Below are 15,237 nucleotides of genomic sequence, written 5' to 3'. Positions count from 1 at the left end.
AGATGGGGCACGGCGTTTCGGCGTGCTTCAGCCGCCGCTGAGGTGGTTCAGCATTTCCTTGCGGTAGATCTCGCAATTGCGCGCGAGTTCTGTGCGGAAGACATCCATACGGTCGAAGGTCAGCCGGTCGAGCAGGCTGACCGGGGCCTCAGCCCGGTAACCGCACCACCAGACCGGATGAGTCAGCAATTGCAGGGCGGTGCCGGCCTTGACGCTCTCATGCTCGAGCGGGTGCTGGTAGAACCACTGCCCGCGCGAGTCGGAGCAATAACCGATATCCTTGAAGAACTTCGGCATATAGGTGTGTTCGCAGTTGCCGAAGCGGTTTCCGTCGCCGAGCAGAACCTTGGCGGGGCGGTGAAAGCTGATGATCGGGCTCGGCTGCTCGACGAGCGTGCCTAGCGCGCTCAGTTCCTTGCGGACGGCCCGGTCGAGGCTGTCGCGGTCGCCAGCGTAGATTGAGGCGTCGAAATGCAGGCCGATCTGATGTCCCAACGCCGCTATGGCATCGAGATGGCTGCGGCTCTCGGATGAGAGCGGATTGTAGAGCGAGCCGCTGATCAGCACGAAATAGATCGCCCTGACGCCGAGCTCGGCCTCGACCTGCGCCAGGCGGCGGGCAAACTCGAGCGACATGTCGACATCATGGCGCATGATGACGTGGCGCTCCCCGGCCACGACGGTCTGGTAGTCGACGAACTGGTAGCCGCTGTCCAGGAGCTGCTGCAGCAGGAGCCGATAGTCTTCGGTGGTGAAAGCCATGATGGTTCCCGCGGATTCAGGTGCGCCGGATGAAGCGCGCCGGAGAGCCAGCCACCACCACGCGCTCGGCAACATCCTTGGTGACGACCGCGCCGAGCCCGATCATGGCGCCGTCGCCGACGCTGATGCCGTTCATCAAGCAGGCGTTGGGGCCGACCCAGACGCGCTGGCCAAGCGTGACGCTGCCGCTGAACTCCGCGCAGGCGGTCAAGATGCTGTTCTCGCCGATGATGCAGTTATGGGCGATATGGACATGGTCGTCGGTCTTGACATAGGAGCCGATGCGCGTCGGCTCAACCGTGCCCGAGCAGACGGTATTGAGGGCGCCGATCTCGACATGATCGCCTATGATGACGGAGCCGACATGTGGTAGCCGCAGGTTGTTGCCGTCCTGGTCGGTCACGATGCCAAATCCTTCCTCGCCGATCACGCTGCTCGACTTCACCAGGCAATCCGAGCCGATTGTCACGCGCCTGCCTATGGTGACATGGTTGCGCAGCACGGTCCTCGGGCCGATCCGCGCGCCGACGCCGATCATCGCATAAGGGCCGATCTGAGCCGAAGGGTCGATCGTGGCGCCGGGCGCGATGATGGCGGTCGGATCAATGCCGGGTCGATGCTTCTCCTCGAAGAACTCCTGGAGCAGCCGGGCGAAAGCGAGCCGGGGCTCCTCGACCAGGATCACCGTCCAGCCAGGTTGAGGCGCTTCCGCGGCGGGAGCGAGCAGCAGAACCCGCTCGTCCGGCTGCCGGCCGGCGTCCAGGCGCGCCCAACTCTTGAGAAAGGCCAGCGAGTCGGGTTGCAGATTGGCCGCGGTGACAGCTCTCGCGACGATCAGGGCCGGGTTGCCGACGAGCTGGCCGCCGAGAAAGGCAGCAGCGTCGGCTGCGGTGAACGGGACCAGCGCATCAGCCAACGCCGGCACTCCCGCCGAGCCGCGCCGGCGCATGCGCGGCCGCGACGTTGGCTCGGTCGCCCGGGCCGTGCCGCTTGGCCCTGGCGTCGAGCGCCTGCAGCAACGCGCTGCCATAGCTCTCTGTCAGAACAAGGCTCTCATGTTCCCAGCAGAGGCCCTGCGACGCCTTCCGTGTATTGGCCTTGAATCGGTCTAGCGAATCCCGGTCGAAGCGGTTGATCGCGGCCGCGATGCTTTCCGGCGTCACTTCGTCGATGAGGATGCCGAGGTCGTGATTGCGCACCAGGCGTGCCATGTCGGGCAGATCGCAGACGCAGATCGCCAACCCGGCCTGGATATACTCGAACAGCTTGTTCGGCATGGCATAGATATTGTGTTTCGAGGTCTTGGGCGGCGTCGACAGGCCGATATCGGCCGTGGCTGCTTCTTTGACCAGGTCGAGCATCGGCACGGGCGGCGCGAAAACGACCCGATCTTCGACGCCGGCCTCGCGTGCGATGCCGCGCAGCTGTTCCATGATCTGCGGCGAGCCGGGCCCGCGCAGGATCAGGCGGAATTCCGGGCGCCACAGCGCGACACTTCGGATGCATTCCTCCAGGCCGCGATCGGGCGCGATGATGCCGTGATAGAGCGCGTCGATATGATCGCCGGTCGTGCCGCTCTTGTGGGACGACCGGACCGGCATGTTGCGGATTGCGATCATCGGGCGCGCGAGCCGATATTCGCGCGTCATGTCATCAGCGATGCCCTCCGAAACGGCCGAGGAGACGAGCGCTCGGGCCAAGCCAGTGGATTCGATCGCGCGCACCAGAGGCCGCTTGGTGAGGCGCCAGTACAGCCGGTATCGGTATTCCTCGAGCGAGTATTCGTGCGTATCGTAGCAGATCTCGGCGTCGTGCTTGTCGGCCAGCTTCAACGCGATCGGCAGCATGTGCCAGTCATTGGCCAGGTAGAGGTCCGCCTTGACTGGCTCGGCCGCCCGGTAGAAGCGCGCGATCTCGCGGACCTTGAAATAGGTTGCCGGTCCAAGCCTGTTGTCGGCCGTGACCCTCGCGGCATCCAGCCAGGGTTCGAGCTTCTGGTAGCCCAGCTCAAGTCGATATCTCACGCGATATTTCACGCGGTAGTAGTTCCTGACAAGGAAGTCCCTGCCGGAACGGATGAGGCGTTTGCCGAAATGGACGAGGCTTTTGCAGAAATAGATGAATTTGAACGCCAGGATAATTATCGACCTGAGCTGGACACGGGCCCCTGCGAGCGCCGGCCGCAGCGAGTTGCGAAGCGATGCGGGCGGGGGACTGTGCCACAACGCCTTGAGACCGGTACGGTGGATCGGCGCAGCCGGCCCGGCAATGCCCGACTCCGGCTCGGGCTCCGGCTCCGGCTTGGCGCCGGGCGGAGCGGGGTCCGCCGGGCTTGGGAGAACGGGCTCGGGCGGAGCGACGGCGGCATCCGCCTCGGCCGGCGCGCGCGGCGGAGCGGTTTCGTCGGAGATGTCGTCCCAGGAACGCACCGGCCAGGCGGTCTGCGGCGAGTTCCAGCCGGGAAGGCTGACGGCTTCGACATCCCACCCTGCCGCCAGGAAGGCATCGCCCTGCCGGCGCACGCGCGGGTCGTCGGGAATAAGCGAATAGGACAGCAGGCAGATCTTGGGGGGGCGACCCAATCGCGCCTGCAGCAGGCGGGCAAGCTCAGTGTTTCGCGAATCCAAGATTTCCACGCCCGTGCTCATCGTTCAATCAGTCTGCCAGGTAGCAGGGTGCAGAAACAACGCCGTCTCCGTCGGGTCAAGACAGATTACATCGAGAGAAACGCTGTGCGTGCCGACGGCGATCATCCGCGATTCGTCGTCGGGCGACGCCAGCACCGTCCGCAGAGCATACTGGCCGGGACCGTAGAGCAGCGGGCTCAACCCCAGCGTAAACTGCGCGTTGTCGGCGGGGTCGGAGACGGGACCGAGGAGGCAATCGATGAAGCGCCCGTCATCGGTGAAAATGGCAACTCCCGGCCGGAAGGACCGGGAGACCATCCCTTCCACTTTCAGCCGGCACTGGAAGCTTTCCCCGGTCAGCGCGCGCAGGCGAGCCGCGGCCTTCCCGTCCGCAGTCTCGATCGCAAGCTGCACGCCGTCGTCTCCCGGCAGCCGCTCGACGGGTCGCAGCGTCCGGGTGATCTGGCGTTCGATCCAATTGTTCACCGCCGACGCGTGGTGCTGTGACGTCGCTTCGAGCTCACTGATGAAGGCCTGATAGGCGTCGATGACCTCGGCGGTCGCGCCGACGGCTCGCACTTCGCCTTGTTCGATCCATATGGCGCGACGGCACATCTGCCTTGCCTGAGCAAGATTGTGTGAAACGAGGAGCAGGGTCGTGCCTTCGGCGGTCAAGCGCGCGATGCGCTCCTCGGATTTGACGCCAAAATAGGAATCGCCGGCGCCCAGCGTCTCGTCGATGATCAGGATGTCGGGGGTGACCGCGCTGGCGACGGCAAAATAGAGCCGCGCCTTCATGCCCGAGGAGTAGGTCTTGACGGGCTGGTGCAGATAGGGGCCGAGCTCGCAGAAGGCGATGATGTCCGCGACATGGGCGTCGAATTCGGCCTGATCGATGTCATTGTACATCAGCGCCGAGTGGATGTTCTCGTAGCCCGAGATGTCGTCGTGGAAGCCGATGCCGAGATCGAACAGGGCCGAAATCCGGCCATCAACCCGTACAGTGCCCGAACTTGGCGGCAACTGCCCACTGATAATCCTCAGCAGCGTAGACTTTCCGGCGCCGTTGCGACCGATGAGGGCAAGCCGCTCGCCGCGTTCGACGCTGAATGAAATGCCGTTCAGCGCCCGTACCGGTGGGAGGCCGCGCAAGCCTGTGTAGACTTTGACGAGGTTGTCGACGGCAAGTGCGGCAGGGCGATCATGCGCGTTCATCGCTCAGATCCTAGCCCACTCGGCGTCGTGGCGCACCGGCAATGCCTTGCCGGGGCGCTGCCCGCTGCGCGGCTTCACCGTGAAGGCGAAGCTGCGCGAGAGCAGGTCAAAGCGTTCCGCCGTGCCGATGTCCCATGGCTCGTTCGCCCCGTGCAGCGATACGCTGAGGACGTAATCGGCCGGGCCGAGGCGCATCGGCGAGAAGCGGCAGCGTACCTCCCGTTCCGTGCCGACGGGGCCTTCCAGCGTCGTCGGCGGACCGATGAGGCGAGTCGACCAGCGCCCATCCGGGCCGAACAGGACATGGGCAGGCCGAAAGCGATAGCTGCCCTCCTGCTCGATGCGCACGCGGATCGCGATGGTCCAATCCGAGCCGTGGACGCCGATCCGCGACGGCGCGCCCTGCGCGTCCTCGAACCAGGCATCGCTGATTCGTACTCTTCGAGATGCGGGCCACGCCGAGATGCCGCCGTCGGCCTGGACGTCGGCCTGTGTGGATGCGACCGGGCTTTCCTGCAGCGCCGTCAGCAAGGCATCGTCGACGATGCGCTCATTGTGGATAACGTCGTCGCCCCCGCCTTGGGCATGGGCGAGATGCTGGATGAATGCCTCGTAGGCCTTTATCACGCTCAGCGTCGATCCGTCGGCGACGACCCGGCCGCGCTCGATCCAGATGCAGCGCTCGCAAAACTCCAAGACCTGCTGATTGGAATGGCTGACGAGTAGCAAGGTGCAGCCGGAGAGGGCGAGCTGTCGCATCCGCGCCGCCGAACGCGCCGCGAAATAGGCGTCACCCGCGCCAAGCACTTCGTCGACGACCAGGATATCGGGTCTGATCGCGGTTGCGGTGGCGAAATAGAGCCGCGCCAGCATGCCGGCCGAATAGGATCGGATCGGCATGTCCATGAAGCGGTCGAGCTCGCAGAACTCGACGATGTCCTCAATCGCCGCCGCGAGCGCGTCCTCGCTCAGGCTGTTGTAGACCAATGCCGATTTGATGTTTTCAATGCCGGAAAACTCCGGGTGGAAGCCGATGCCGAGGCTGGAGAGCGACTGCACCGTGCCATCGACTAAGAGCACGCCGGCAGAAGGCGCTGCGGCACCGGTGACCAGTTTGAGCAAGGTCGATTTTCCGGCGCCGTTACGGCCGATGATGCCGACGCGCTCGCCGTGGCCGATTGTCAGCGAGACGCCGCGCAGGGCCGGATGCAAGGGCACCGGTTTGCGCCATGGCATGAGCCGCAGGAACCCTACGGCGTCTAGCATCTCCTCGCCGGGGCCGCGGTAGAGGTGATAGCTCTTGCTGAGATCGATGCACCGGATCGCTGCCGCGCGCGGCGCGACGGGATCAGACATGTTCGGCCACCATGGGCTTCACACGCACGAAGAAGCGAAATCCGATGAAGAATACCACCAAGCAGGCTACGGCTCCCATCAGAAACGGGACGAGTGGCGGCGCCGTTCCGTCGAACAGGATCGACTGATAGCTCGCGAGGTAGAAGTATAACGGATTGATATAGAGCATGATCTTCTGGTAGCCGGTCAGCTCCGTCGAGCGAAACGCAATCGGGCTGATAACCAGAATGGCAAGGACGACAAAGTTCAGGATCTGCCCGAGATCGCGAAAAACGACATAAATCGGCGCCAGAATCCACGCGAGCCCGATCGAGAACAGGATTTGCATCGCAACGACGAGCGGCAAGAGCATTAGCCAGACGCTGGCCTTGCCGGTCGCCAAAGTCCAGCAGATAGCCAGCGCCAAGCCCAGCAGGAATGTCATCTGACCCACGAGCGCGGCGCGTAGTGGCAGCAGTTCCGCCGGGAAAACCGTGTTGAGCACGACCGCGCGATTGACAATCAGCGAACCGGCTCCGGCCGTCATGCCTTCGGAGAACCCGAGATAGGCCATCAAGCCAATATAGATGAAGTGGAGATAATCAACCGGTGACATATTCACTGGTTTTACTTTATAAACAACAAGATAGACTGCGGCGTAGAAGCCGAGGAACAGCAGTGGCATGATGACAAACCAGCTCATGCCGAACACGGAACCGGCATGCTTGCGACGGATGTCGTCGTAGAGCGTCCGGATCAGAACCCGGCGACTGCGCGTAATCAACGTCGCGATATGGGCCGGCGTCGAAAGCATCGATTACCTCTGTGTGGATGCCCGTTGTTGCGCCAAGCCTTCCCCGCCGCGCAGCCGATGCCAAGGCGCTTCGAATAGCCGCCAAGCCGTATCAACTTCTGAAGAAAGGGGAAGTTTGCCGGCCCGTTTCTCGGCTTCATGACGCCAAACTCTAGCCGAGCTCCGCGCGTTCGACGGCGAAGTCGCTGCGGCAGACCGGGTCGGCATGTTTGGCTGGCAATCCTCTGGTCGATAACGGGCGCAGAATCGCATGACGGCTCATTGGGTCGAGCCGTCGGCACGACGGTTAGAAGCTTGAGACGCAGATTGCAAAGAAAAAATCAAAGCGGGCGGCTAAACGACCTCGAGGTCGGAAACGGGAAGTCATGCGTTCGCCGGTCGAGCCAGGAACGCAAGTATGACAATGACGGATAAAGCTGGAAGGCGCGCCGTCGTCGGGGGAGTGGACCACATACAAGATCTGCACCCAGCGGCCGGTCGTCGATGAATAGTACCGCACTCCGTAGGTGGGCTCCTGTGAGACCATGCGGCAGAGCTACCTAGAGATGCTCGCCTGAAGGCGCTCGCTTCGTGAGCTCGAGCGCAACGGCGTCGAGGTGGCCGGCAGCTGCGGTGCGGGCCTTTCGTTTCGTGCAGCAAGCGCGCGTGACGTCCCTCAAGGTAACATGGCCTGACAGGAAGGATCGACGAAGCGCGGCAACACGTCGCACGCGCCGCCCTTTCCGGAAAGCGAGCCGTCGCGCCGCGTAGCCGCGAGGCATAGTCGAGCCGCTGCCTGTTTGTCGTTTGCTGCAAGACGGTCGCGAGTGCGCGCGCATCGCTTGCCGATGACCCAGAAAACGATGCCGCGGCACCGGTCGCCTGAGCGATCTTTCGCGTGCGCTGAACTCAGCCCACCATTGCCGCCTTTAGCCGCGTGACAAGCGTTTCGGCGGCGTGCCCGTCTCCGAAATCGGGAATTTCGCTGCGCTCGGCATAGTCCGGCCCAATCCAGAGCCGGTTCCAGCCGGCGGCGATGGTTTCGACCCATTCGGTCTCGTCGCGCAGCGTCACGCAAGGCACGCGGTGAAAATATGCCTCTTTTTGAAGACCGCCGGAATCGGTGAAGACGGCGACGCTCTGATGCAGGAGCCGGGTCATATCGAGATAGCCGAGCGGATCGATCAGGCGGATGTTCACCAACTCCCGATCCAGCGTCTTGATAAGCTTGGCTGTTCTCGGATGGAGCGGCATGATGATCGGTGTTGTGCGCGCCGCGTCTTCGAGCCAGGTGAGGACCCTGGCGAAACGGTCTGGATCGTCGGTATTCTCTGCACGGTGAATCGTAGCGACGGCGTAGCTTTTCGGAGCCAGATCGAGCCTTTGCAGAATCGCGGAATGCTCTTCGGCCCGGCGCGCTGTGGTGAGGCAGATATCGTACATCACGTCGCCGATGGCGTGGACGCCAGATCGGATGCCCTCATTGGCGAGATTAGCGACCGCCGCGTCGGTCGGGCAGAACAGATGGCTGCTGAGATGGTCGGTGACGATACGGTTGAGTTCCTCCGGCATGCGCCGGTTGAACGAGCGCAGGCCGGCCTCGACATGTGCGACCGGGATATGCAGCTTCGCTGCAGCCATTGCGCCCGCGACCGTGGAGTTGGTGTCGCCATAGACCAGCACCATCTCGGGCTTTTCCGCCAGCATGACGGTTTCAAGCTTTTCTAGCATGCGCCCTGTCATGGCGCCGTGACCAGCGCTGTGGATATCGAGGTTATGGGCCGGCTGTGGAATGCCGAGTTCGGCAAAGAAGATGTCCGACATCGAGGCGTCGAAATGCTGGCCAGTGTGCACGAGCACTTCGCGCATTCCGGCGCCGGCAAGGGCATGGCTGACGGCGGCGGCCTTGATGAACTGCGGCCTAGCGCCGACGACGGTCAGGATCATAGCGGCTCACGCTGCTGAAACGGCTTCAACCCGCCTGACAGAAGCGGTTTAGCACTTCCTATAAGCGAAGCTGCTCCTATAAGCGAAGCTGCGTGCAGGTCCAGCCGTTCGGCGGCAGGACCACCGATGCTATTGCTCGGCAGCCGGCGCCGTTCAAGCTAAGGCTGCAAGCGCAGCACTTCTCAGCCCGTTGCGCCGGCCGCCCGGCTCTCAATGGGGCGGCCGTGGAGATCATGTGGTTCATAACGGTCGGCAAGCCCTATCGCCCCGGTCGCGGATCGGGATCGTTTCTGACTCGGACGATCCGCACGTCCGGCGACAGGGCGACCTGTTCGATGAGTGTGATCGGGACGTTGTGGCGCTCGCGGTCGACGAGCTTACTGGTGTCGTCGCGGCCGCGCACGGCTCCTGCCGCCGGCGCCTTGATCGGCTGGCTGTCGGTCACCGCGCGCGTCGGGCTCATCCTGTGTTCGGTCCGTTCGTGCTCGGTCGGCAGCACGACGTCGTGGGATGGTGCGGAGCGACGGTAGCCGGACGAACGCCGGCGCCACCAATAGACCGCATCCCCGGGCGGAATATGGACTGGCGGCATCGGTCAGGCGCAACCCGTAGGGACTATGCAGCAGATCGCGTCCGGCACCTCGCCAAGTCGGTCCGTGACCTGCCCCGCCCAACATCTCGCCAGCAGCGGCGCCACCGCCGAGCACTCCTCCTCGATCGGGCTTTCCGGATAGCGCTTCATCTCTTGACCTCGGTCACCCGGCCGCGGCTCTCAGGCATCGACATCCAAACCGCGAATGACCCGCTACCCGAATGTCAGAGGTGCCGAACAGCCTCCGAAACCGGACTCGCCGGTAGCCCCGCCGGAATGAGGCGGGCGCGACAAGTAGCCGCATGGCGGCTTGCCTAGCAGCACGCTGCCATGCCGCTTGCTTGCAATCGGTCCGGCGCTGAGTTAAGGCAGCGCCGATCTGTGCCGAGATAAGGTCCCGAAAGAGCGACATGTTATTCACTAGCGGCCAGTTTATCTTTGGCTATCTTCCGATCGTATTGGTTGTGTTCTTTTTGATCGGAAAGCTCAATCGGATTGCTGCTGCTGCTTTTCTTACTTTGGCTTCGCTGTTTTTTTACGGTTACTGGGACAAAAAATACCTCGTTCTTCTGTTGGTTTCGATCAGTATGAACTACGGGCTGGGCTATTGCCTGCAGACATCGAGCGGGCAGGGGGTGAAGAAGTTGGTGCTCGCCCTCGGCGTCGGCGCCAATCTGCTGCTGCTCGGCTATTTCAAGTATACCAACTTCGTCGTCGCCAATTTCAGCGCGCTGACCGGCATCGAATTCGCGGTCAACCAAATCGTCCTGCCGCTCGGCATTTCTTTCTTCACCTTCACGCAGATCGCCTTCCTGGTCGATGCCCATCGCGGCGAGGCGCGCGAGTACAACCCGGTCCACTACGCTCTTTTCGTCACTTATTTCCCGCATCTTATCGCGGGGCCGATCCTGCACCACAAGCAGATGATGCCGCAGTTCGGCGAGGCGAAGACCTATTCGCCGGTGCTGGAGAACTTCGTCGTCGGCCTGACGATCTTCCTCATCGGCCTGTTCAAAAAGCTCGTCCTTGCCGACGAGATCGCGCCGCAGGCTTCAGCTGTTTTCGAAGCCGCGGCTTCAGGCAAGCCACTCGGCTTCCTGGAGGCCTGGATCGGCGCGTTATCCTATACGTTGCAGCTCTACTTCGACTTCTCGGGCTATTCTGACATGGCGATCGGGCTGTCGCGCCTGTTCGGGATCCAGTTGCCGATCAATTTCAACTCGCCCTATAAAGCGACGAATATCACCGACTTCTGGCGGCGCTGGCACATCACGCTGTCGACCTTCCTGCGCGATTACCTCTATATTCCGCTCGGCGGTAGCCGGCGCGGGCCGTTTCGGCGTTATCTCAACCTGTTCCTGACCATGCTTCTTGGCGGAATCTGGCACGGCGCGGGCTGGACCTTCGTGGTCTGGGGCGCGCTGCACGGCTTCTATCTGGTCGTGAATCATAGCTGGCGCGCGCTTTGCACGCGGCTAGGGTTTCAGCCGCGCGGCTTGCTCTGGACGGCCTCCTGCTGGCTCATCACCTTCCTTGCCGTCGTCGTGGCATGGGTCTATTTCCGCGCGCCGTCGCTGACGACTGCCAACGCCATCCTCATCTCGATGTTGAGTCCCGGCAATGTGACGCTCCAGCCGGAGCTCGCCAAGCTGTCGGCATGGCTGCTTTGCGCCGTCCTGCTGGCGATCGCCTTGATACTGCCAAACACTCAACAGTTCATGGCATCGTTCCGGCCTGGCTGGGAATTCCGTAGCAACGGCGCCTTCGGCGAATGGTGGCGCTGGCGTCCGACCTCGGCTTGGGCGCTCTATGTCGGAAGTATCGGAGCGGCCGTCGTTTTTGCGAGCATCTGGTCGACCCAGACCATTCGCGAATTTCTATACTTTCAGTTCTGAAGGCGCAGCCGTGCGACGATACCTGTTCGTGATTGCACTGTTGACTGGCCTGCCGGCCATGATCATCGCGGCCTTCAACTATGTCGTCGATCCTATCCAATATTTTCGGCCGGCATCCTTCTACAAGCCGGGCATCTACTCGCAAGAGCGCTTTCTCTATCCAGCGGTGATTCGCCACCAGGCCTTTGACAGCGTAGTCATGGGTACCTCGACCGCAATGACCACGCGTCCGAGCTTCGCCAACAGCCTCTTTGGCGGGCACTTCATCAAGCTGACGATGAACGGCGGCCGGGCCTACGAGCAAGCAACCGTGCTGCGCACGGCGTTTGCGAAGCAACCGCTGCGCACCGTGGTCTGGGGCATCGACCCGCATATCTGGTTTATTCCGTTCGAAGAGCGCAATGACCTTTATGTATTTCCAGAATATCTGTACAAATCCGACCCGGTCGGGGTTCTGCGCTATTATCTGCTCAGCCGAGACATCGCGCAGATGTCCTTGACGTCGCTCTACAACGGTTTCTGGAAGCCGCACATGATTCAGGCGATCGATCCTGACAATGTTGGCAACTGGATCGAGTTTTTCACAAGCCGCACTTATGCCTGCCGTGAAGTCGAGAAGCAGGTCAGCAAGTTCTTCGACCGCAATAAGCTACCCTCGCGCGCTCCGCTCGATGAAGGTAGTCTCGCCTTCTACCGGTTGGCACTCAACGCCAATTTTGACCAGAACCTGGAGCCGCTGATCCGGGACAACCCGCAGACGCAGTTCTATCTCTACACCCCTCCCTATTCGCGCGCCGAAGCCTATTCCCACGCCGTTACCAAACCGGAGATACTGGCGGTGCGCCAGGAGTTCAAGGAGCGCCTCCAGAAGCTGGCGGCCGATCGGCCGAATGTGCGGTACTATGATTTCGAGCAATGGCGCGACGTCACCGACAACCTCGACAACTATTACGACTTCCAGCACTACTCCCGCGAAATCAACAACCGGATGTTCGCGTTCATGGCCGCCAACCCCGGCCTGCCCGCCAAGGCGGACTGGATAAGCGGCATTAAGGAGCTGAACTATAACGAGGTGTTCCAGCAGTGCCCTCCGCAAGGCTGAAGTATTTTCGAGCGGGATGGGCACGCCGTTCGTGTGAGGACAATTCGAAGAAACGCGGGACTGCACCAGATCCGTGAGCGGGTGCTGCCTATCCCTCGGGGCTGAAGCGGCCCGAAGAGCGGCGTTCCGCCGGCGGCCGGCTCGTGCGGGACGCCAATTGCAACGCCCGATGAGGGCACGGCGGTAGAGCGACGGCCGACAGATCCCCGCTCCTCGATGCACGTCGACAGCTTGGGCGACGTCCTGTAACAGGTGCGGGCGACGCCGGCCCCAGCCATGGCGCCAACGCAGCACCTTGGATTTCATGTCGGATTCTGCAGCAGAAACCTTCGATGCAGTGGTCATGCTGACATGGTCGGATTGGCACACCGAACCGCGCAGCAACCGCTATCACTACGCTGTTCGCTTCGCGTGCCGCTGGCCGACCTTTTTCGTGCAGACCAACGGCCATGGCGACGCCATCAGCTTCGAGCCGGTCGAGGGACACGACATCACGATCGTCAGGATCGGGCCGGTCTATAGTCCGGCGCAGGCGGCGCGGCTCGCGGCGGCTCTGCGCGAGCGCGGAGTCAGCCGGCCGCTCGTCTGGCTCTACAATCTCCTTATTGCGGGCGTGGTCGCGCGCCTGCATCCGGCTGCCGTGGTATACCATGCGACCGAGGATTATCTTACTCGGGCCGACAACGTCAGGATCATCGCCAACGACCTGTCCGAGCTCGCTTTGGCGGCGATCCGGCAGGCGGATCTCGTCGTTGCGGTTTCGGAGGGCGTTGCCGAGAGCCATCGCCGGGTGCTGCCGGCCGAAAAGCCCGTCATCGTTCTTCCGAATGGCTGTGACTTTGTCTTCTGGGAGCAGACCAAAGCGAGCAGCTATGCCCCGCCAGCTGGCGGCAAGGTCGCTTTGTTCCAAGGCGGCATCAACAACCGGCTGGATTTTGCGCTGCTGACCGAGCTCACGGAGTTGTTGCCGGATTGGCAGTTCTGGTTCTGCGGGAAATCCGTCGACGGCGGCGACGATTGGAGCCGACTCCGGAGCCGGCCGAATGTCACCTATCACGGCCTGCTCGACAGTGGCGGCATTGCCAGCCTGGCGCGTCAAGCCTGCGTTGGGATGATCCCCTTCAAGGACAGCGTCTTGATGCGCGGCTCGCTGCCGCTCAAGGCTTATGAGTATGTGGCATGCGGCCTGCCCGTCGTCACCACGCCGATCGATGCCCTGGCCGAGCGCTCCGACCTGTTTACGACCGCGGCGAATGCCGAGGGCTTCGCCGAGGCGATGCGGCGCCTCGCAGCGTCGCGCAGCGACGCCGCAATGGTCGGGCATCGGCTTGAGGCCGCCTCCCTAAGCTCCTATGACAGGCGCTTTGAGGAGTTGCTATCGCATCTCGACACGCTCGCCGCGCGCCTCGCTCAACTGCGGCCGGCCTTGAACGTACTGATGCTCTATGACGACCATTCCGCACATATCAGCACGGTGGCCCAGCATCTCGAAGGGTTCCGGAAGCATTCGCGGCATCGCTTCTTTTTCCTGCCTGCGTCGGAACTCGTCGAATCTGCCGACGGAGAAGGGGCGGGCCTCGACCTGTCGTGCTACGATGCGCTTGCCATCCACTATTCGGTCAGGGTTTCGGTCCGGGGACATCTATCGCCGGGCATCGCAGCGGCAGTCGCAGCCTACCGCGGACCAAAGCTCCTGTTCGCGCAGGACGAATACGACAATGTCGAAACGACCCGGCGCTGGATGGAACGCCTCGGCATCGATGCCCATTTTACTACCGTGCCGCCGGGTGGGCTCGACTTCGTCTACCCTAAGAGCCGTTTTCCGAAGGTCGATTTCATTCCGACGCTCACCGGTTATGTTCCGGAAGATCCGCTCATGGACAGTTTCGCCATGCCTATGGCAGAGCGCAAGCTGCGAATCGCCTATCGCGGTCGCTCGCTAGCCCTTCACTATGGCGCGCTCGGCCGGGAGAAATACAGCATCGGCGTCGATGTGAAACGTCTGGCTGCGGCGCGTGGCGTGGCTGTCGACATCGAGGTCGACGAGGGCAAGCGCATCTACGGAACCGACTGGTATCGCTTCATCGGCTCGGCCCGTGCGACGCTCGGAACAGAAAGCGGCAGCAACGTCTTTGACATCGATGGCCGTCTGGCAAAGCTGGGGCGCGAGCATGCCGATCTTTCGTTCGAGGTTTTCGCCGAGCGCTTCCTGAAGGAGCATGATGGTCTGGTGAAAATGAACCAGATCTCGCCGAAGATCTTTGAAGCGATCCGCCTTCGTACCGCGCTGGTGCTTTTCGAGGGCGAGTATTCGGGAGCTGTCCGCGCCGGCGAGCATTATATCCTTCTGAAAAAGGACTATTCCAATATCGAGGAGGTGTTAGCCCGGCTGGAGGACATTCCCTTCTTGGTAGCGATGACCGAGCGGGCCTATCGCGATGTCATCGCGACAGAGCGATATTCGCTGCGCAGCTTCGTCGAGGGCGTCGACGACTACCTGTCACGACGGGCCATGGGACGCCGAAGAGCCACCATTCTGAGCGCTCCGGTGGCGGCGGTCTATGGTGCCGACGCCGCCGAACTGCTGCTGCGTTCCGGTCCGGGCGCGATCTTGCTCAGCGACACCGTGCTGTCGCAGGAACTCGGCCGCGGCCATGCCGTAAGCATGGGCAAGGCGCTCGCCTCCGCCGCGAGCGGGAAAGGCAAGTCGGCGAGCGGCACCATCGACCTGCGTGGCCTTGCAAGCGGGCCGAGCCGGGGGTCGATCTTTCGCCTCATGAAGCTTTTCTGGCATTGCCTGCCGGAGCGATTTCAACTTGGACTCCTTGAGCGCGCTCAAGCGCTGCTGGCGTCCGATGACCATTCGTCCGGGCTGGCCAAGGCGGCCAAGCGAGTTTTGCGCGCTGTCCAGAGGCGCCGCGGCGGCGTGCTGTAGCGCGGATGGCGAGCGCTGGCCCGGCCGCGACAGG

General features: G+C 62.6%; 11 protein-coding genes. 3 read left to right on the top strand and 8 right to left on the bottom strand.

Annotation, left to right across the window (positions count from 1 at the left end; all coding sequences use genetic code 11):
* Positions 1 to 27 precede the first annotated feature (27 nt).
* From CXY91_RS12555 to CXY91_RS12520, 8 genes are all read right to left on the bottom strand, one after another.
* Complete coding sequence (locus CXY91_RS12555; protein ID WP_100961717.1) at positions 28 to 762, bottom strand: polysaccharide deacetylase family protein; 735 nt, start codon at positions 760 to 762, stop codon at positions 28 to 30.
* A gap of 16 nt (positions 763 to 778) precedes the next feature.
* Positions 779 to 1,678, bottom strand: a complete 900-nt coding sequence (locus CXY91_RS12550; RefSeq protein ID WP_158673391.1) for a DapH/DapD/GlmU-related protein — start codon at positions 1,676 to 1,678, stop codon at positions 779 to 781.
* Positions 1,671 to 3,410: a glycosyltransferase gene (locus CXY91_RS12545; RefSeq protein WP_158673390.1), complete on the bottom strand. Its 1,740-nt coding sequence runs from the start codon at positions 3,408 to 3,410 to the stop codon at positions 1,671 to 1,673. The genes CXY91_RS12550 and CXY91_RS12545 overlap by 8 nt, the downstream gene beginning before the upstream one ends.
* Positions 3,411 to 3,413: 3 nt before the next feature.
* Positions 3,414 to 4,604 (bottom strand): ABC transporter ATP-binding protein, encoded by a 1,191-nt coding sequence (locus CXY91_RS12540; protein ID WP_100961711.1) that lies wholly within the window; start codon positions 4,602 to 4,604, stop codon positions 3,414 to 3,416.
* Positions 4,605 to 4,607: 3 nt separating this feature from the next.
* Positions 4,608 to 5,960 (bottom strand): ABC transporter ATP-binding protein, encoded by a 1,353-nt coding sequence (locus tag CXY91_RS12535; RefSeq protein ID WP_100961709.1) that lies wholly within the window; start codon positions 5,958 to 5,960, stop codon positions 4,608 to 4,610.
* Positions 5,953 to 6,753, bottom strand: coding sequence for an ABC transporter permease (locus tag CXY91_RS12530; RefSeq protein WP_100961707.1), 801 nt, complete (start codon positions 6,751 to 6,753; stop codon positions 5,953 to 5,955). Before CXY91_RS12530 ends, CXY91_RS12535 begins: the two co-directional genes overlap by 8 nt.
* Positions 6,754 to 7,641: 888 nt before the next feature.
* The gene (wecB, locus tag CXY91_RS12525; protein ID WP_100961705.1) at positions 7,642 to 8,679 is read right to left on the bottom strand and encodes a non-hydrolyzing UDP-N-acetylglucosamine 2-epimerase; all 1,038 of its coding nucleotides are present in this window, start codon (positions 8,677 to 8,679) and stop codon (positions 7,642 to 7,644) included.
* A gap of 259 nt (positions 8,680 to 8,938) precedes the next feature.
* On the bottom strand, positions 8,939 to 9,142 hold the full coding sequence (locus CXY91_RS12520; RefSeq protein ID WP_100961703.1) for a hypothetical protein: 204 nt from the start codon (positions 9,140 to 9,142) through the stop codon (positions 8,939 to 8,941).
* A gap of 539 nt (positions 9,143 to 9,681) precedes the next feature.
* Between CXY91_RS12520 and CXY91_RS12515 the strand changes: the two genes are divergently transcribed.
* The 3 genes from CXY91_RS12515 (at position 9,682) to CXY91_RS12505 (ending at position 15,203) form a co-directional block, all read left to right on the top strand.
* Positions 9,682 to 11,166: an MBOAT family O-acyltransferase gene (locus CXY91_RS12515; protein WP_100961701.1), complete on the top strand. Its 1,485-nt coding sequence runs from the start codon at positions 9,682 to 9,684 to the stop codon at positions 11,164 to 11,166.
* 28 nt (positions 11,167 to 11,194) lie between these two features.
* The gene (locus CXY91_RS12510) at positions 11,195 to 12,268 is read left to right on the top strand and encodes a hypothetical protein (RefSeq protein ID WP_100961699.1); all 1,074 of its coding nucleotides are present in this window, start codon (positions 11,195 to 11,197) and stop codon (positions 12,266 to 12,268) included.
* A 304-nt stretch (positions 12,269 to 12,572) separates the two neighbouring features.
* Positions 12,573 to 15,203 carry a glycosyltransferase gene (locus CXY91_RS12505; RefSeq protein WP_100961697.1) on the top strand — a complete coding sequence of 877 codons (2,631 nt, stop codon included), beginning with the start codon at positions 12,573 to 12,575 and terminating at the stop codon, positions 15,201 to 15,203.
* Positions 15,204 to 15,237 lie beyond the last annotated feature (34 nt).

The sequence above is a fragment of the Allobosea sp. FBZP-16 genome, from assembly GCF_002831785.1.
In the GTDB taxonomy this organism is placed as follows: domain Bacteria; phylum Pseudomonadota; class Alphaproteobacteria; order Rhizobiales; family Beijerinckiaceae; genus Allobosea; species Allobosea lupini.
Note: the sequence above shows the minus strand (reverse complement) of the source record. Positions and strands in the feature narration are given on the sequence as shown.